Here is a 21,822-nt window from a genome sequence, read left to right as displayed (position 1 = left end):
ATCTTTTATTAGAATGTATGAAAATGAACAAAATGAACAGAACGGTATCAATTTGAATGAATTGAACTTTTATTCAGGAATGAATAAAAAGAGCTTTTAATAAACCACCCCTTACTGGTACTTTCGTTGCTGTCTTATGACACCCTTTTAAAAAACACGCAAGGAAGTATACGTTTTAGATCAACCAGTATTCTTTCCCAAGATATCCTAACCTGCCTGCCTTCCCTTTGGAGTTTTGTTGTATTGCAACGAAACAGAACAATTTTTATTCAAATATTTGATGCTATGCATTCAAAAGCTACTCCTAATAGCCCTTTTACTGCTCATTTTTGTTTTCCTCACCCATCAGGGAAGGCTATGGCCAAACCCAGTATGGCCTGGTTCTGGAATAATGCAGGTACTGTAGCCTGGAAAAGCCTTCTTCTGCTGTTATTATTATTTAGTATAGGCATTAGCGATATTCAGGCGCAATCTTATACTACCCGGGTATACGCTAATGGGCTCGACTCTGCCAGGGTAACTGGTATTTGCGCTGGTTGCGACGTGCAGGGAGCCAGTTTGATAGTTGACGCGGGAGCCAATGCATTGAATACGTATGGGGTTATTAACGCGGTAGTATCGGTAAATGCCAGTGTTAGTATTGATATTAAATTCCCTACGGGAAGCCTTCCTACCAAGGGTACTACGTCAATTATCAAAGTGGGTTCGGGCTCGGCGCTTTCTCTAAGCCTGCTGGGCGGAATTACGGTACAAGCCTTTAATGGTGTAACCGCTGCCGGTCCTTCTACGGATATTTCCAATGCAATAGCGAACTTACTCGCTGTTAATAATCAGACGGAGGTATATGTACCCTCTACCAGTGGTACTGGCACTTATGACCGGGTAAGGATAACCGTTCAGGCGCCGGCGGTAGGACTGTTACAAACGCTTAGAGTATATAGCGCTTACTACAATACACCGGCAGTTACGCCTCCACCTATAGCTTGCGATACTTACGTGGATGTCCTTACAGGGGTCGCGAGTACGCTTGGAGCCCCTCTTGGGGCGGTCGGATCAGTCACTAACCCGTTAAATGCAGTAGATGGTAACCTGTCTACTTTTGCTGTTTTAAATGCTACCGCTGCAGCTGCAGCCTATGTACAGGAAAATGTGATCTTCCCCGGCTTATCCAAAGCCGGTGATTCTGTGAGAATCACTGTTTCTCAATCAGGGTCCCTACTGAGTGTTGCCTTGCTGAACGCTCTTACCTTTGTTACTTATAATGGGCAAACGATAGTAGACTCAATCCCCGCTAACAGTAACTTCCTGGTGCTTAACCTGTTTTCTGGCGGCACCGGCCCCCAAACTTATTCCTTTCAAAGCTCCGGACAGTTCGATCATGTGCAGGTGAGATACGGAGCATTGCTGAATGCACTCGGATCTGTGAATGTGCATGAAATACAACGTATCAGCCCCAGCCCTACTCCGGTTAATGGAACATTGAAAACTACCTGCTTAAATACACCGATTACATTACGTGTCAGCAACCCCGATAATGTAAACCTTAACTATACCTGGTATGATTCTACCCAAACCACTGTATTAAGTACCGCCGATTCGCTTGTATTGCAAGGTGCGCAGGTGGCTACCGCTGGTACTTTCAGGTATTATGTTTCAGCAACAAGAAAAGCTTGTACAACAGAATCAGCAAAAGCACTGGTAACTGTAGTGGTGGCAAATTCTTCCACCGCTGCGGATATTACGGTGCCAGCCACCACGTTGGCCTGCCCTAGTGATACCGTGCGTATCACGCCTACCTCCACTGTTGCCACGAATAACCCCGTATTCAGGTGGTATAAGAATGCTGATAAAACAGGTCCGATCACCAATGGACAGGTAGACGGAAGTATCACCTATGGTATAGATTCTACTGGTACATTAAGTATTACCGGTCTTACTGTAGGTTCATACACTTATTATGTAAGTGTAAGCGACAGCAATCATTGTGAAAACGGAGCTGGTGCATTGAAATCTGCTGCGATAACAGTAAGTACTGCTCCTGCACCAGCTGTAGTGGTATCAGACATCAGTGCTACTACTGGTTTGCCGGTTACACTTACTGCCCAACCGGTTACTGGTGCCACCATCGTTTGGTATAGCGATACTACGATGACTGCTATCGGTTCCGGAACTACGTTGCAAGTAGGACCTTTCAATAATCCTGGTACCTATACTTATTATGCAGGTGTGCGGCTTACTGGTGGATGTGAATCTTATAGGGTACCGGTGGTGATTACGGTAACAGGTCCGGTAACTGGTGTAGGATGTGATATGCCTACCAGTCAGGTAACCGGTACTACCCTGGGTTGCATACTCTGTAGCGTTTCTGATCCTACTTATGATATTGATACAATTAGCACCAACTACACCCAGTTGAATATTCCGGTTGGGTTGTTGGGAGGTAGTGTATATCAACAACTGATATTCCCTACTGCAGGATTGGCAACAGATAGTATACGCCTCGATCTGGGCTCGTCTGTACCTGTTGTTAATGTGAGTTTGTTGGGCGGGGTCATTATCACTGTAGCCAACGGTAATACGGTAATAAGAAGGGACACGGTCTCCCAAATACAGGCCCTGCGCCTTTTAAGTAGTACCCGCTATACGGTTACTATTCCTGCTACTGCTGCATACGACCGCGTACAGGTACTCCTTACGGGAGTGGCTAACCTGCTCAACTCCCTGCAGATATATGGGGTGAGGGCAGTTAACGCCAATCCAACCATTAACCCGAATGGTTTTACTACTTGCGTTGGCTCTCCGGCTACGCTTTCTGTAACGCCAGCGCCATCCACTACGGTACAATGGTTTGCTGATTCTACCTCTACCACTGTTTTGAGCAGTCAAAATACTTATACTACCGGTAACCTGCTTACTCCGGGTACCGTTAAGTATTATGTACAGGTGATCGGTTCCAATAATTGTCCTAATCCAGACCGGATACCGGTGCTGGTAACCGTGAACCCATTAGGTACCGCGGCAGACATCACCCTGCCTGATACTACCGTTGCTTGCGGTAGCGCTTCGGCAGTGGTAACGCCTACTGCCACCGGTGTAACCACCCCGGTATTTAAATGGTATACAGACGCCAACAAAACAACGCCTATCACTAATGGCGGCACAATAGGTAGTGCCACCTTCGCAATAGACACTACCGGTAAACTCACCGTTACAGGTTTACTGCCAGGCAACTATACTTATTATGTAAGCGTATCTGGCGCTAACCGTTGTGAAAATGCAGCGGGCAGCCTCAAAGCAGCTAACATAAAAGTAACTGTTGCACCGGCGCCGCCTACCCTGGTACAAAGCTATACCGTTACCACCGGCCTGCCATTAACATTAGTGGCCGCTCCTGCATCCGGTGCTACAGTAGTATGGTACAGTGATACTACGAAAGCATCTATCGGTAGTGGTAATTCTATTACCCTGCCGCCATTCAGCACGCCAGGCACTTACCAATACTTCGCCGGCGACAGCCTGCCAGGTGGTTGTTTGTCATACCGCTTGCTGGTAACCGTAACCGTTACCGGTCCTGTAAGTGGCGTGGGATGTAATATGCCTACCAGCCAGGTAACTGGTACAACGCTGGGTTGCATCCTGTGCAGCGTATCTAACCCAACATATGATATTGACACCGTAAATACCAACTATACCCAATTGAATATTCCGCTTGGATTGCTGGGAGGTAGCGTGTATCAACAACTGATATTCCCTACTACAGGGTTGGCAACAGACAGCATTCGCTTCGATCTGGGCTCGTCTGCACCTATTGCTAATATAGGCTTGTTAGGTGGTGCTATCATCACCGTGGCCAATGGTAATACGGTAATAAGAAGAGATACCCTTTCTCAAATACTGACCTTGCGCCTTTTAAGTAGTACTCGCTATACGGTTACTATTCCTGCTACTGCTGCATACGACCGCGTACAGGTACTCCTTACCGGAGTAGTTAACTTGCTTAACACCTTGCAGATATATGGTGTGAGGGCAATCAATGCTAACCCAACTATTACTCCGAATGGTTTTACTACTTGCGTTGGTTCTCCAGCTACGCTTTCTGTAACGCCAGCGCCATCCACTACGGTACAATGGTTTGCAGATTCTACCTCTACTACTGTTTTGAGCAGTCAAAATACTTATACTACTGGTAACCTGCTTACTCCGGGTACCGTTAAATATTATGTACAGGTGATCGGTTCCAATGGTTGTCCTAATCCAGACCGGATACCGGTGCTGGTAACCGTGAACCCATTAGGTACCGCAGCAGACATCACCCTGCCTGATACTACCGTTACTTGCGGCAGCACTTCAGCAGTGTTAACGCCTACTGCCACCGGTGTAACCACCCCGGTATTTAAATGGTATACAGACGCCAACAAAACAACGCCTATCACTAATAGCGGCACAATAGGTAGTGCCACCTTCGCAATAGACACTACCGGTAAACTCACCGTTACAGGTTTACTGCCAGGCAACTATACTTATTATGTAAGCGTATCTGGTGCTAACCGTTGTGAAAATGCAGCGGGCAGCCTCAAAGCAGCTAACATAAAAGTAACTACTGCGCCGGCGCCGCCTACCCTGGTACAAAACTATACCGTTACCACCGGCTTGCCATTAACATTAGTGGCCGCTCCTGTATCCGGTGCTACAGTGGTATGGTACAGTGATACTACGCAAGCATCTATCGGTAGTGGTAATTCTATTACCCTGCCGCCATTCAGCACGCCAGGCACTTACCAATACTTCGCCGGCGACAGCCTGCCAGGTGGTTGTTTGTCATACCGCTTGCTGGTAACCGTAACTGTAACCGGTCCGGTTGTAACTAACAGTTGTAATGTACCTACCAGTCAGGTAACCGGTACAACGCTGGGTTGCATCCTGTGTAGCGTATCTAACCCAACATATGATATTGACACCGTAAATACCAACTATACCCAATTGAATATTCCGCTTGGCCTGTTGGGTGGCTCTGTTTATCAACAGTTAATCTTCCCGGCCGTTGGTGCTGCAACAGACAGTATCCGTCTGGATCTGGGCACACCTTCAACGCTGGTAGATCTCAGCCTGTTAGGAGGAACGGTGATCACCGTATATAATGGTGCTACTGTTGTAAGCACCCAGACAATTTCCCAACTGCTCACATTAAGATTGCTGAACGGTACCCGCTTTATTGCTACTGTGGCTGCGGGCGGTGCTTATGATCGTGTGGAGGTGAAGCTCACTGGTGTCGCTAACCTGCTGAACGCACTCGATATCTATGGTGTGCGTGCTGTAGGTCCTAATCCAACTATTACTGCTAATTCGGTAACTGTTTGTGCCGGCTTGCCAGCAACCTTAACGGCTACGCCATCTAGCGGTACTTCCGTACAGTGGTTTGCAGATTCCACTGGCGGTGTATCCCTGAGCAACCAAGCTACTTATACTACTGATACCCTGAGAACACCAGGTACTTATAATTATTACGTGCAGGTGATAGACGCGAATAATTGCGCTAATCCTGAACGTATACCTGTAACAGTGACTGTAAATCCGTTGAGCACTCCGGCAACTATTACTTTACCGGATACCACTATTACTTGTGGTAGTGCGGCGGCTGTACTCACTCCAACGGCTACTGGTGTAAATGCACCGGTATTCAACTGGTATGCAGACGCTAATAAAACAATGCCTATCATTAATGGCGGTACTATTGGTAGTGCTACCTTTACCATCAACGCTAGCACTGGTCAATTGAGTGTTACAGGTCTTACACCGGGTAACTATACTTATTATGTAAGTGTGTCCGGCAGCAATTATTGTGATAATGCAGCTGGTAACCTGAAAGCCGCTACTATTAAAGTAACTACCACACCGGCGCCACCAACCCTGGTGCAGGATTATACAGTAACTACAGGTTTACCACTTACTTTGGTGGCTGCTCCAATTTCTGGCGCTACAGTGGTATGGTATAGCGACACTACTCAGGCGCCTATCGCAACAGGTGATTCCATCATCCTGCCGCCATTCAATATGCCAGGCACCTATCAATACTTCGCTGGCGACAGCCTGCCAGGTGGTTGCTTGTCATACCGCTTGCTGATCACCGTAACCGTAACCGGTCCGGTTGTGCCCAATAGTTGTAATGTACCTACCAGTCAGGTAACCGGTACAACACTGGGTTGCATCCTGTGTAGCGTATCTAACCCAACATATGATATTGACACTGTAAATACCAACTATACCCAATTGAATATTCCGCTTGGCCTGTTGGGTGGCTCTGTTTATCAACAGTTAATCTTCCCGGCTGTTGGCGCTGCAACAGACAGTATCCGTCTGGATCTGGGCACACCTTCAACGCTGGCAGATCTCAGCCTGTTAGGTGGAACGGTGATTACTGTATATAATGGTGCTACTGTTGTAAACACCCAGACAATTTCCCAACTGCTTACATTAAGATTGCTGAACGGTACCCGCTTTATTGCTACTGTGGCTGCGGGTGGTGCTTATGATCGTGTGGAAGTGAAGCTCACTGGTGTAGCTAACCTGCTGAACGCACTCGATATTTACAGCGTACGGGCGGTGGCGCCTAACCCAACGCTCAGCGCGAATAATACTACTATATGCGCAGGTCAGCCAGCGGTATTAACAGCTACTCCGTCTAGCGGTACTACCGTACGTTGGTATGCTGATTCTACTACAGTGGCTATCCTGAGTACTCAGAATACTTATACTACGGATACACTCAGAATACCAGGAACCTTCACTTACTACGTGCAGGCGGTAGATGCCAATGATTGTGCTAACCCAGATCGTATACCTGTAGTAGTAACGGTAAACCCAGTAGGCACACCTGATAACATTACGTTGCCAGATACTACCCTTGCTTGCTCTAGCGGTCAGGTGGTATTAACGCCGGTAGCAACAGGGGTTACTGCTCCGGTATTTAAATGGTATAAAGACATCAATAAAACAACTGCTATTACAAATGGCCTCGTAGAAGGACCGGTAACATATGCAGTAGATACTACTACTGGTAAGCTCACCATCACTGGTTTAGCTGTAGGTAACTATACTTATTACGTAAGCGTGGCCGGTAGCAATCTGTGTGAAAACGGAGCTGGTGCCCTTAAGGCTGCTAACGTACGTGTAGTAGCTGCTCCTGCGCCACCAGTGGTAACTGGCGATGTAATTGTTCAAACAGGTGCATTGGCAACGCTGAAAGCGGCCCATGTGAATGGCGCTACTATTATATGGTACGGTACTGCCAATGACAGTATTGGTAGTGGCGATAGCATACAGGTAGGACCATTCATCAATCCAGGTACTTATACTTACTATGCTGCCGTGAGGATCACCGGTGCTTGCGAATCTACTCGCGAGCAGGTTAATGTGGTGGTAATTGGTAATCCTATACTGAATCCGCAGTGTAATATGCCTACCAGTGAAATTGCCGGTACTACCCTGGGTTGTATCTTATGTAGTGTAATTGATCCTAATGATGATATCGATAGTTCCAGCACCGATTATACCCGGTTGAATATACCTTTGGGTATATTAGGCGGATCTGTTTACCAACAGCTTATCTTCCCGAACGCTGGTAGTGCAAATGATAGCATCAGGTTGACGCTGGGTACCCCGGTAGGCCTGGCTGATGTAAGCCTCCTGGGTGGTACATTGATTTCCTTGTACAATAATAACACCCTTGTAAAAGTAGATACCCTGGCTAGCCTGTTCACGTTACGTGCACTTGGAGGTCAGCAGTTTACTGCTACTATCGCTGCCCCAGCAGCTTACGACCGTGTGGAAGTAAGACTTACAGGTGTATTGAACCTGCTCAATTCACTGGATATTTATGGAGCACGGATCTTCTATCCAAATCCGGTGATCACTACTACAAATGCCAGCGTATGTATTAATCAACCGGCTACGCTCTCTGTAACACCGGCTGCTGGTACTTCTGTACGCTGGTACGCTGATTCTACTAGCACTACTGTGTTAAGTACGCAAAACACATATACTACCGATACGCTGAGAACAGCCGGAATAGTAACCTACTACGTATCAGTGGTGGGTGGTGCTAATTGTGCTAATCCAGATCGTATACCGGTATCTGTAAATGTTGCACCGGCTCCGCCAGTTCCTGGTGCGCCAACTACAGTTAACATTTGTCCTGGTGCCGATGCTTCACTGCAAGTATCCAACCCAGACCATAACTATACTTATCGCTGGTACAATGTACCTACTGGTGGTAGCCCATTGAATACTGATAGTGGATTTGTATTTACCGTACCTGCGGTAACCCACGATACCACCTTCTATGTAGAGGTAGTAAGCAGTTGTGGTGCGGTTTCACCAAGACAAGCCATTAGCGTGGTGGTATCTTCTTCGCTGAGCGCGCCTACGGTTACGCCAAATCCGGCTAATGTGCCGATTGGAGCGCAAGCGGTACTGACTGCTACTTCTAACACAGCTAATGCAATATTCCATTGGTATGGTAGTCAAACAGGTAATGATAGTCTGTTTACAGGAGCTACTTATACACCACCTACCAGCAACACCCAAACATCTGTTACTTATTGGGTAGATGCTAGCTTAACCGGCGGTACTACTTGTACATCTATCAGAGTACCGGTAGTGGTAAATTATACTAATGTGCCTCCTGGTCCGGTGCCATGTGAAGGAGCTACCTCACAAACTATTGGTGGTGGCGGATTGCTGATATTGGGCGATGTGTACAACCCTGATCTCGCGGTAGATAATAACACTAATACTGCTTCCTCCCTGGTAATCGATCTGGGAGCATTGAATGCAGAGGTATGGGAAAGAGCTAAATTCAACGGTATATCTTCCCTGGGTGATACCGTAAGAGTATTGTTATCTAACCCTAGCCAATTGTTGTCTGCATCATTGTTGGGCAGCGTACAGATCACTGCTTATAATGGTAATACACCAGGTGATTCAGTAGTTGTTAATAACCCGCTCGTTAAACTCACATTCCTGAATAACAATAGCCAGGCATTGGTAGAATTTGTACCAACTAACTTGTTCGATGCAGTGGAGGTGAAACTGAAATCAGGTATTCTGGGTGCCTTGTCAGAGGTAGACTTCAACTATGCACAACGCGCGTTGGTAGCACCAAAAGTGGTAGCATCACAGGTAACTGTTTGCGCGGGCAACACAGCTACCCTGCAAGTGCAAGATCCGGCTGCAGGTGTAACCTACCGCTGGTATAATAGCCAGGGTGTATACCTTACCGGTAAAGACGGTGTTAGCTTTACTACTGGTATACTTACCATGGATACTACCTTCTATGTAGAAGCTTCCAGAAACGGCTGTCAAAGCACTGCACGTACCGAGGTAGATATAATCGTAATTACTGCACCAGTTGCACCAGCTGTTCAGGCTACTAACGTAGAAGTATGCGCTGGTTCAGATGCAGTACTCGCAGTAGCTAATCCGCTGAAAGGCTATAGCTATACCTGGTATAATGTAGCTGTTGGCGGTAGCCCGCTGAATACCGATAGCGGATTTACTTACACAGTGACGAATGTAACTGGTCGGATGATATACTATGTGGAAGCGAAAAGCGATAGTTGTAACACAGTTTCTACTACTAGAACTGCTGATACGGTGAACGTAGCCGCTGCTCTGATGCCGCCAACAGTAACGCCAATGGTAGATTCTGTAGCGGTAAATCAACAACCGGTATTCCAGGCACAGGCAGCAACAGCCAATGCCGAATTCTATTGGTTCAGTAGCCAAACCAGCACGGATACCCTCTTCAAGGGAGCTACCTTTGCGCCGCCGGCTCCAACAACGCTCGGAACTACTACCTATTGGGTAGAAGCTGCCCTGCCTGGTGGTGCTACATGTAAATCTGAAAGGGTTGCCGTGAAGGTAGTAGCCGTTAATTTGCCGCCAGACATGGTACCATGCGAAGGAGCTACTAGTGAAACGATTAGTGGATCTGGTCTGCTGATCTCTGGTAATGTTTATAATCCAGAACTGGCAGTAGATAATAATATTAATACCGCGGCTTCTCTGGTCATTAACCTTGGAGTGCTCAATGCCTCTGTAGCAGAGAAGGTCATCTTCAATGGAATATCTACTCCAGGCGATACCGTAAGAGTAATGTTGTCTAACCCAAGTCAAATACTGTCTGCAACCCTACTGGGTAGTGTTCAGTTAACGACTTATAATGGCAACACTCCGGGCGATTCCTTACTCGTATCTAACCCACTCTTGCATATTGATTTGCTCAGTGGTGGTAACCGTGCTATCCTGTCGTTCGTTCCAACTCAACCATTTGATGGTGTGGAAGTGAAACTGAAGTCAGGTATTGTGTCGGCGCTTACTCAAATAGATTTCAACTATGCACAGCGTGTAATCGTACAGCCGACCGTACAAGTGAATAATGCACAGGTATGTAAAGGCAGCCAGGCAGTTCTCAGTGTTATAAACCCTGCTCCTGGAATTACCTATAGTTGGTTCAATAGCCAGGGTAATCACCTGATCGACAGCGTGGCATATGTAACACCAACTACTCTCGATTCTGGCGTTTATAAATACTATGTGGTGGCCAGCAGGAATAATTGTAATAGCGCGGCTTCTGCGCTGGTTACTGTAACTGTTCTTAATGTACCGCCAGTACCGGTTCCAACAGGAAACGACACAACTACAATTTGTGCGAATACATCAGTAACCCTTAGCGTAAATGCAGTGTCTGGTGTACAATACAATTGGTACGATGCGGCTACCGGAGGAACTAAACTGGTAACAAATAGCAATCAATACACGACACCGGCTAACCTCACAGCAGGTACTTACACCTTCTATGTAGAAGCGGTGAATGGCAATAACTGTACTAATGACAGTGGCCGTACGAAACTGGTACTCATTGTAAATACAGGCTCAACAGCATCAGATATCATCATCTCTGATACCACCATCTGTCAGGGTAGTGTGTTGGTGCTGACGCCAAGAAGCACTACTGTACAGAACCCTGTATTTAAATGGTATACTAACCCAGATAAGACAGGCCAGATCACAGCAGGAGTAAGTCCATCGGGAGTATTAACTGTTTCCGATTTGCCAGCCGGCACTTACACTTATTATGTGAGTGTAAGTGATGCAGGTAGATGTGAAAACACCGCTGGTAATCTGAAAGCAGTGAGGGTGACCGTAACTGATCATGCAACAGCGTCAGATATTATCGTTCGGGATACTACGATCTGCGCAGGCAACAAGGTAACGCTCACCGCTAGTACGACTACGGTAACAAATCCAGTCTTCAAATGGTATCAGGATGCAGGCCTCACTACTTTGCTTGCTACCGGACCATCTTATACTACACCGGTCCTGACAGTTAATACTTCTTATTACGTAACCGTAGAAGGAGATAACAAGTGTGCTAACTCTTCAGCAGATGCGAAAGTGGTCACTGTAACTGTTCTTGGGGTACCTCCATTACCGGTTCCAACAGGTGGCGACACAACTACCACTTGTGTGAATACATCAGTAACCCTTAGCGTAAATGCAGTGCCTGGTGTACAATACAATTGGTACGATGCGGCTACCGGAGGAACTAAACTGGTAACAAACAGTAATCAATACGCGACACCGGTTAACCTCACAGTAGGTACTTACACCTTCTATGTAGAAGCGGTGAATGGCAATAACTGTACTAATGACAGTGGCCGTACGAAACTGGTACTCATTGTAAATACAGGCTCAACAGCATCAGATATCATCATCTCTGATACCACCATCTGTCAGGGTAGTGTGTTGGTGCTGACGCCAAGAAGCACCACTGTACAGAACCCTGTATTTAAATGGTATACTAACCCAGATAAGACAGGTCAGATCACAGCAGGAGTAAGTCCATCGGGAGTATTAACTGTTTCCGATTTGTCAGCTGGCACCTACACTTATTATGTGAGTGTAAGTAATGAAGGCAGATGTGAAAACAGCGCTGGCAATCTGAAAGCAGTGAGGGTGACCGTAACTGATCATGCAACAGCGTCAGATATTATCGTTCGGGATACTACGATCTGTGCAGGCAGCATGGTAACGCTCACCGCTAGTACGACCACGGTAACAAATCCAGTCTTCAAATGGTACCAGGATGCAGGCCTCACTACCCTGCTTGCTACCGGACCATCTTATACTACACCGGTCCTGACAGTTAATACTTCTTATTACGTAACCGTAGAAGGAGATAACAAGTGTGCTAACTCTCCAGCAGATGCGAAAGTGGTCACTGTAACTGTTCTTGGGGTACCTCCATTACCGGTTCCAACAGGTGGCGACACAACTACCACTTGTGTGAATACATCAGTAACCCTTAGCGTAAATGCAGTGCCTGGTGTACAATACAATTGGTACGATGCGGCTACCGGAGGAACTAAATTGGTAACCAACAGCAATCAATACACGACACCGGCTAACCTCACAGCAGGTACTTACACCTTCTATGTAGAAGCGGTGAATGGCAATAACTGTACTAATGACAGTGGCCGTACGAAACTGGTACTCATTGTAAATACAGGCTCAACAGCATCAGATATCATCATCTCTGATACCACCATCTGTCAGGGTAGTGCGTTAGTGTTGACGCCAAGAAGCACCACTGTACAGAACCCTGTATTTAAATGGTACACTAACCCAGATAAGACAGGTCAGATTACAGCAGGAGTAAGTCCATCGGGAGTATTAACTGTTTACGACTTGCCAGCCGGTACCTACACTTATTATGTGAGTGTAAGTAATGCCGGTAGATGTGAAAACACCGCTGGCAATCTGAAAGCAGTGAGGGTGACCGTAACCGACCATGCAACGGCGTCAGATATTATCGTTCGCGATACTACGATCTGCGCAGGCAGCATGGTAACGCTTACCGCTAGTACCACTACGGTAACTAATCCAGTCTTCAAATGGTATCAGGATGCAAGCCTCACTACCTTGCTTGCTACGGGACCATCTTATACTACACCGGTCATAACAACTAATACTTCTTATTACGTGACCGTAGAAGGGGATAACAAGTGTGCTAACTCTCCAGCAGATGCGAAAGTGGTCACTGTGAGTGTGAGCAGTGTGCCAGTACCAATTGTGGCAGGTGACCCGATCAGTATCTGTGTGGGTGATGCAACTACTCTGACCGTACAGAATGCAGAACCAGGAGTGACTTATCATTGGTACAACGTAGCTACAGGTGGTACGTCGCTGTTTACTGGTCCAGTATATCACGTAACAGGTCTTACCGCCTCTACTGATTTCTATGTGGAAGCTAGTCTGGGTGGATGTGTAAGTACTACTAGAGCTAAGATTTCCATAGGTGTGGGTGAAGCGCCAGTACCGATCGTAGAAGCTACAGATGTAACTATCTGTCAGGGTACAAAAGCTGTACTGAAAGTGATTTCTTCTGTGAATGACATCACTTATAAATGGTACACAATGGCTACCGGCGGCGCCGCTATATTTACAGGTCCTATTTTCACCACCGATGTGATTAATGCAAATACTACCTTCTATGTAGAGGCTATCGGTGATACTTCGAAATGTGGCAAGCCATCTGCCCGTGCTATGGTGAATGTAAATGTGGTACCAGTGCCGGCAGCTCCTGAATTAGTGAGTAATAATGTGACAGTTTGTCAAGGACAGGATGCTTCCCTGGCGATTAAGAATCCAGTGGCAGGTGCTACTTATCAATGGTTCGACGCCGCAGGTAATCAAGTAAATGAAGGTCCGGTATTCAACATCATTGCGCCGGATGCTACTGTTACGTATTATGTACAGGTGGTAATAAATGGTGGTTGCTCAAGCGCTAGCAAGACAGGTGGCACCGTAACGGTGAATAGCGTACCGGCAACGCCAGTAGTAGCTGCTTCTGCCTTGTCTGTTTGTCCTGGAGGCAGTGTCACCCTTTCTATCACGGGGCCTCTTCCTGGTGTTACCTATCGTTGGTATGACGCGCCTACCGGCGGCAACCTCCTTGGTACCGGTATTAGCTTTATCACTGGACCATTGAGCAGCAATACAGACTTCTATGCAGAAGGCAGCAATGGTAACTGTGCTAGTGCAGTAAGAGCGAAGATTTCCATCGGTGTAGGGCAAATGCCAACACCAACTGTAGAATCTGATAACGTAACTGTTTGTATGGGCAGCACAGCTACCTTCCGCATCACTTCTGCGACCAATGGTATTACCTATACCTGGTACGATGCAGCTACCGGTGGTAATGTGGTAGGCAGTGGCCCTGTATTCACTACTGGCGCCTTGAATACTACGATGAACTTCTGGGTAGAAGCAACTGGAGATGTATCACAGTGTGGTAATACATCCAACAGGTTAAAAGTAACAGCTACAGTGGTGGTTGCACCAAATGCACCGGATGTAGTAGCATCTTCCCTGAGAACTTGCGCAGGTAGTGGTGTAACAGTTGCGGTGAATACAATTATCCCTGGTGTTATCTATCAGTGGTACGACGCTCCTACCGGAGGTTCACTGCTTGCTACTGGCGCTGTATACAATGTGCCTGTAATAACACAGAATACTACTTACTACGTACAAGCTAACATGGGAAGCTGCTCCAGCTCTACCAGAACAGCTGTAACCGTAAATGTAGACCAGGCTCCACCAATACCAACGGTTGATGCAAATAATATGGAGACATGCGTAGGTGGTACGGTAACGTTCAGTGTAACATCTCCAGATCCTACATTGGCTTATCGCTGGTATAATGCGCCATCTAACGGACTCCTCCTGGCTACAGGCACCTCCTTCACTACCGGAGCTTTGGCACAAACAACCAGTTACTATCTGGTAGCCCTGAATAACTCCGGATGTAGCAGCGCTGCCATCAGTGTAACCGCTACCATCGTAAATAATATAGCACAGCCACAGGTTGATCCGATCACGATCTGTAGTGGTACAGCAGGTGTGCTGACTGTGAAGAACAAAACAGCTGGTGTAATCTATAATTGGTATACTGTGCCTAGTAGTGGTAGTATTGTGTTTACGGGTTCCGATTTCACCATCAACCCAACCGCCAGCACTATCTATTATGTTGAATCATCTACTAGTGGTGGTTGTGTGAGCAGCAGCAGAACTCAGGTGGTAGTAACAGTGAACACTGCTCCGGCAGCACCGGCTGTAGCAAATGCTACCCTGCAAACCTGCCCAGGTCAGACAGTAACACTGAATGCCTTGAATCCGGACGTTACGCTTACTTATAATTGGTATACTACTGCAATAGGTGGTGGTACGCCGGTAGCAACAGGTGCTTCTTATCAAACGCCTCCGATCAATGCAAATCAGATGTATTACCTGGAAGCAGTGAACAGTACTGGCTGCGCCAGTGCAACACGTACAGCAGTAAGTGTGATAACAACAACAGCGCCGGCTCAACCAACAGTAACCGGTAATGATAATGTTTGCCCAGGTAAAACAGATGTCCTGATGGCTACTTCCACTACGCCGGATGTAGACTTCCGTTGGTATATCACTGCAACCGGTGGGGCACCGGTACAAACCGGCGCTACGTTTGTTACACCGCCGTTGAGCGCTACTACTACTTATTATGTAGAAGCATTTACCAGCAATGGTTGTGTAAATGTGGGCAACAGAACAGCAGTAGTAATAAATCTGGCACAACCGCTGCCAACGCCGAATGTTACCGTAGATAACACTACTGCTACTACTATCACCTTCCGTTGGGACCCTGTTACAGGCGCACAACGTTACGAGGTGTCTGTAGATAATGGTGAAACATTTATACCACCTAGTTCTGGTCCTAACGGCACCACACATACGGTTACCAATTTGCAGCCTAACCAGGCAGTTACTATACAGGTAAGGGCTATTGGAGCATCTGATTGTGAAACCAGTGCAACGGGATCAGTAGCAGGTAGAACAGAGAATCCACAAGGCAATAATATCTATGTGCCGAACCTCTTCAGCCCGAATGGGGATGGTGTGAATGACATCGAGTATGTATATGGAACAGCCATAGCACAACTTGAATTCAGGATTTACAACCAGTGGGGTCAGGTAGTGTTCTCTTCCAAGGATCAGCATACAGGATGGGATGGTACTATGAATGGCAGAAGACAACCGGTAGGGGTATACGTATACATTCTGAAAGCGACTATGCAGGATGGTACAGTAATCACCAAGAAAGGTAACATCACACTGATGCGATAAGATTAAATCAGAAAAATTAGAACCGGGGTGCCACGGCATCCCGGTTTATTACAAAAAGTTAAAAAATGTTCCTATGAAAAGGATTTTTATAGTTGCAATACTTTTATGGAGCAGTTTGTTGCCCAGGACATCTGTAGCTCAGGTTGATCCACACTTTTCACAATATTACGCCTATCCATTATGGCTTAATCCAGCGCTTACCGGCATTATGGACGGCGATTTCAGGATCAGCGGCGATTATCGTAACCAGTGGGCCAATTATGGCAAGGCATATTCAACTGCAGGTGTTTCTGTAGATGCAGCTACTAATAAAAATATCGGTGTAGGCCTGAACGTAATAAATCAATCGGCTGGGGATGCCGGATACAATTATTTCACTGCCATGGCTAGTGTATCCTATAGCGGTGTTAAATTTGGCCGTGCCAAAACGAGCCAGTTGGTATTTGGTATTAATGCAGGCTTACTCGACAGAAGATTGGACCCGGCAAAATTTCAGACAGGTAACCAATGGACACCTGTATTTGGATTTGACCCAACAATATTTAATGGTGAAAATGTAAGTAAAACGCATTCTACACAATTCGATGCGGGCGCCGGAGCTGTGTTTTTTGACGGTAACCCTAATCATATGTTTAATCCGTTTTTAGGATTTGCCGCACAACACCTTACACGTCCTAACGATCCTTTTTCTGCGGATGGTTATGAAACCAAATTACCGGTGCGCTATCTGATTCATGGTGGTACCAGAATTAAGATAAACGATTTAATAAGTCTTACGCCTACCGGTATATATATGCATCAGGGAAATGCCCATGAAACAGTAGCAGGCATATATGCACAGTTTACTGTAAATCCGGAATTTGATTTCCTGATTGGCGGTAACTATCGCTTTAACGACGCAGCCATACCTTTTGCCGGCTTTCATTTTAACAATTTTGTACTGGGTCTTAGCTATGATGCCAATACCTCTAGCATGCACCGTTTAGTAACTGGTAGCCAGGCTTTTGAAGTATCACTTTCTTTTATCAGCCGCAAAAGGAGAGTGTTGAATGAAGAATATTTTATTTGTCCAAGATTATAATCAGGGAAAGCAATCAGAATGGAGGAAAAAACTTATACAGAAAAAAGAAATGGAACCCTCATGAAGAAAATTACACTCTGTTGGCTGGTAATTTTTACAGGAATTATAAACTCCATCAATGCCCAGTATGTTTATGATTATAAACATACTGCCGACATCTATTACAATGCCAAGGATTATTATTCTGCTGCACAGTATTACAATAAAGCATTGGGAACGTTTAAAATTAAACCAGAACAGGTATTACCTTACACTATTGCCGGCGCCGCTCCCCCAAGTGGTAAAATGAAGGATTATCAGCAGGTGGTTGCCCGCCTGGCCGAATCTTACCGACTTTATTATGACTATACCAATGCAGAAACCTGGTACGCGCAACTTGTAGGATTTAATAATCCTCTTTATCCACAAGCCCGCTACTGGTATGCTGTTTGTTTGCGGTACAATGGAAAATACCAGCAGGCATTAGAGGAATTCCAAAAATTCAAACAAAGCTATACCGCTGCCGACGATCTGTCTGTAAGAACGCCATTGGAAATAGCCAACTGCGAATTCGCATTAGAAGAAGATAATAAACAACCAAGGTTCACCATTGTAAAAACAGGTGGCAATGTGAACGAAGGTGGTGCTAACTATGCTCCTGTTATATTGGACGCGAGTACCTTAATGTATACTTCTTCCCGTTCCGAAAATCCCCCGTTGCCGCCGACAACAACAACTACTACTACCACGACAAAACAACCTGACAAAAAGAAGCCTTCCAAAAGTGGTACTCCTTTCGTAAATGCACTCTATACCGCAACCGGAAGAGATAATTCTTTTGACAACAGCCAGAAAGTGCAGATCCCGACTGCCAAAGGGTACGATCAGGGCGTGGCGGCTGTTAGCCCTGATGGCAATTCGCTGTACCTTACCCGTTGGATGATGAAAGATGGTGTGAAACAATCTGCTATCTGTTTAAGTACTAAACTGAATGGTGTATGGTCGGAACCTAAAGTATTGGGCGATAATGTAAACGCGCCTGGGTATAATTCTATGCAACCTTATATTACTGCTGATGGAAAGTACCTCTTGTTTGCTTCCAATAGGCCTGGTGGTATGGGTAAAAATGACCTGTGGTATTGTATCATGACTGATGGGGTGCCTGGTGGCGCCCGGAATATGGGAACGGCTATTAATACAAAGGATGAAGAACAAGCTCCTTTCTATGATGCAGAAAGGAATCTGCTGGTGTTTAGCACAGACGGCCGTGTAGGTCTTGGTGGACTCGACTTTTTCTCCAGTGAAGGCGATTTTGGTAGCTGGTCTACACCGGTTAACATGGGTAAGCCACTTAATTCTCCTAAAGACGATATTTATTATACCGCCTTGGATAACGCTCATCCATTTGCTGCCGGATTTATCAGCTCCGACAGGGAATCTGTTTGTTGTTTAGAAGTTTTTGGTATTACCCGTATTAGTAAAATAGCCAGTGGGCTTATCTTGGATTGCGATACGCGGCAACCCCTGCAAGGTGCTACTGTTAGCTTGGTTGATACTATAAGAAGGAAAACAGTCAGAAAACAAACATTGGGCCCTTCCGGTAGGTATAGTTTCGAAGTAGATCCTAAACACTACTATAAGATCATCATTGAAAAGGAAAATTATTTCACCAAAACATTCTCTTTTAATACAAATGACCTGGAAAGGGTTGACTCTTTGGATAATCCCACCCTTTGCCTGAGACACTATGAGATAGAAAAACCAATCATACTAAATAATATCTACTACGATTTTAACAAGGCTACTTTGCGGAATGAGTCTAAGATCGTATTGGATACAGTGGTAGATATCCTGAAAGATAATCCAAGGCTCACGATCGAAATGAGTGCACATACGGATAGTATCGGTTCCGTGAAGTACAACGAAAAATTGTCTCAGGCCCGTGCCCAGTCTTGTGTAAATTACCTGATCAGTAGAGGAATCTCACCAAGTAGGTTGATTGCTAAAGGTTATGGTAAATCCAGACCTATCGCACCTAATTCGTTGCCTAATCATAAAGATAATCCGGCAGGCCGTCAGCTTAACCGTAGAACAGAATTCAAAGTGTTGAGAAGACAAGTAGAGGTAAAACCGGAATATGAGGATAGCAGCACGCAATAATGTCTCTTTGGCCCGGCTTTGGCCGGGTACTTCCATATCCTGCAATAACCATTCTAACGCTGGCCCATTGGCCAGCGTTTTTTTATCGATATTAAATATACTTCAGGACTATATTTTTTATCGCATTATTTATCATCGTTAGTTTAGTTAGGATAGCATATGGATATGCAGATGTTGAAAGTTTAGAGCCGTTTTTTGGGATCTTCCATACCACTATTGTGTAGTGTATCCGGTTATTGGGTGCTGTAAGGTTGGTGGTGGCCCCGTTTTTTAATGGAGTTGGCATCCGTATACCCTTGCTGATTAACTGTTTTGCCACGTGGTATTTTCAGCTGGGTGTTGGCTATTGGACTTAAACTTAAATTGGGGCTAGTAGGAGTTGTTTTGGGAAGGTATTTCGGCATCTGCTGCGGTTATTGTGGCTCTCCTGTTATTTCGCCAGGGTAATTATAAGGGGGTAAAGATTTCACTTCCGGCTTTATGCATAAGTAGTTACCTTTGCGAGGTTTTGTATTAAACTTTAACATAATAAAATTAGTAAAAATAGCATGTCACTCACGGTCGTAGGTACAATGGCTTTCGATGAACTCGAGACACCCTTTGGCAAATCAGGTAGAATTATTGGTGGCTCGGCCACATATATAGCATGGGCCGCTTCAAATTTTGTGCAGCCTATTAACCAGGTGTCTATTGTGGGGGCAGATTTTCCGCAATCCGAACTGGATGCATTGAAAGCTAAAGGAGTAGCGCTGGATGGTGTGCAGATAAAACAGGATGGGAAAACATTCTATTGGTCCGGTAAGTACCATATGGATATGAATACCCGCGACTCACTAGTTACAGAGTTGAATGTGTTAGCTGATTTTCAACCAGTTATTCCTGAAAATTATCAAGGTAGTGAATTTCTCATCCTGGGTAACCTTACTCCCCTGGTACAAATGAGTGTACTGGAGCAGATGAAAGTGCGTCCTAAGCTGATCGTGATGGATACTATGAACTTCTGGATGGAAGTAGCGATGGATGACCTGCTGAAAGTGTTGACGAAAGTAGATGTGCTGATGGTAAACGATGGAGAAGCCCGTCAGTTGAGTGGTGAGTATTCGTTAGTAAAGGCAGCCCGTAAGATTCTGGGTATGGGACCGCGTTACCTGATCATCAAGAAAGGAGAGCATGGCGCGCTGTTATTCCACGATAACCATGTATTTTTTGCACCGGCTATGCCATTGGATGATGTATACGATCCAACAGGCGCCGGAGATACTTTTGCAGGTGGTTTTATTGGTTACCTGGCTAAAACGAAAGATATCTCTTTCGAAAATATGAAAACAGCGATTATTGTAGGTTCTGCCATGGCTTCTTTCTGCGTGGAAAGATTTGGAACAGAACGTATTAGAGAAGTAACGCATGATGATATCACTGCACGTATTGACCAATTTGTGCAACTGGTAAATTTCGATATTGACTTGGTATAGCTAATCATTACTAGTTGCTAATTTCTAAATAAAAAGGTTGTCCCATCATTGATGAGGCAACCTTTTTATTTAGGTCTGATGGAGATAGAGTGCTAACCACTACTGGTAAATGCCATTCAATATGGCAGCCAGTCTTAATCCTCCTTTCAGCAATTGCTGGTTGAGATCTTTTACGAATATATAATTATAGCGATAGCTGAGTTTCGAATCAGGTTGGGTATAAGCATAGATCCGGTCGGAAACCAGGTGGGAATCATACATCCAATCGGCAATAGAACCGCTCTGGATGGTTTTGATTTCGGCTGGAGTAGCCACATCCAGCCATTTGGTATATTCTGTATAGCTTAGCTGTTGGTAGTCGATGAGTTGTTCGTCCCATACCCGGTGCAGGTTAGACGGTTTGTCGAACCACATTACACTGAACTTATTGCCTCCCATGTCTTCATCCCGGCCTACGTGCAATGGTTGATGCATATCTCCCATTAAATGGATCAGAAAAGAAAGTGCAAATACCTGTTTGTCTTTGGCCAGGGAAGGAGTTCTCAGATCCTTGATCATCGCTTGTGTTTCGGTGTAGAGGTTCTGGCCGTGGGCTACTGCCAGCAGCTCATCAAATTTGGCTTTATCGACGTTGGCAGGAAAGTCGAGATAGTGCCAGGAGCTGGTATGATCGTACTGGTGGGTAGTATCGGATTTGATGAAGTCGGGCCAGTTGGCAACCATAGCCATCGATTCGCGTCCCAGGATGTTGGCCACAGCTTTGCGTGCTTGTGGTGTGAGGTGCAGCCAGGCTATTTCTGCGACGATACGGTGACCATTAGGTCCCCATGCAAAAACGCTGACAGGTAGCAGGAAGGCCACGAGCAGGCCTATTAAAATTTTTTTTCTCATAAGGATCGTTGTATA

The 21,822-nt window shown here is 45.7% G+C and carries 6 protein-coding genes; 4 read left to right on the top strand and 2 right to left on the bottom strand.

Translation table 11 applies throughout. The features are described 5' to 3' along the window. Positions 1–285: 285 nt before the first annotated feature. From ACDQ55_RS02795 to ACDQ55_RS02785, 3 genes are all read left to right on the top strand, one after another. The gene (locus tag ACDQ55_RS02795) at positions 286–16,224 is read left to right on the top strand and encodes a gliding motility-associated C-terminal domain-containing protein (protein ID WP_420979544.1); all 15,939 of its coding nucleotides are present in this window, start codon (positions 286–288) and stop codon (positions 16,222–16,224) included. A 73-nt stretch (positions 16,225–16,297) separates the two neighbouring features. Continuing rightward, on the top strand, positions 16,298–17,305 hold the full coding sequence (locus ACDQ55_RS02790; RefSeq protein ID WP_420979543.1) for a PorP/SprF family type IX secretion system membrane protein: 1,008 nt from the start codon (positions 16,298–16,300) through the stop codon (positions 17,303–17,305). Positions 17,306–17,365: 60 nt separating this feature from the next. Beyond that, positions 17,366–19,444, top strand: coding sequence for an OmpA family protein (locus ACDQ55_RS02785; protein ID WP_420979542.1), 2,079 nt, complete (start codon positions 17,366–17,368; stop codon positions 19,442–19,444). A 233-nt stretch (positions 19,445–19,677) separates the two neighbouring features. Here the strand turns inward: ACDQ55_RS02785 and ACDQ55_RS02780 are convergent, their stop codons facing one another. Beyond that, positions 19,678–19,848, bottom strand: coding sequence for a hypothetical protein (locus ACDQ55_RS02780; RefSeq protein ID WP_420979541.1), 171 nt, complete (start codon positions 19,846–19,848; stop codon positions 19,678–19,680). Positions 19,849–19,992: 144 nt separating this feature from the next. Here ACDQ55_RS02780 and ACDQ55_RS02775 point away from each other — a divergent pair, with 144 nt between their 5' ends. Beyond that, positions 19,993–20,916 (top strand): PfkB family carbohydrate kinase, encoded by a 924-nt coding sequence (locus ACDQ55_RS02775; RefSeq protein ID WP_420979540.1) that lies wholly within the window; start codon positions 19,993–19,995, stop codon positions 20,914–20,916. Between the two features lie 99 nt (positions 20,917–21,015). Here ACDQ55_RS02775 and ACDQ55_RS02770 read toward each other — a convergent pair whose 3' ends face one another. Further along, on the bottom strand, positions 21,016–21,807 hold the full coding sequence (locus tag ACDQ55_RS02770) for a S1/P1 nuclease (protein ID WP_420979539.1): 792 nt from the start codon (positions 21,805–21,807) through the stop codon (positions 21,016–21,018). Between the last annotated feature and the right edge of the window lie 15 nt (positions 21,808–21,822).

This window comes from Chitinophaga sp. 30R24 (genome assembly GCF_049056765.1).
GTDB lineage: Bacteria > Bacteroidota > Bacteroidia > Chitinophagales > Chitinophagaceae > Chitinophaga.
This window is presented reverse-complemented; position numbering and strand designations above follow the sequence as displayed.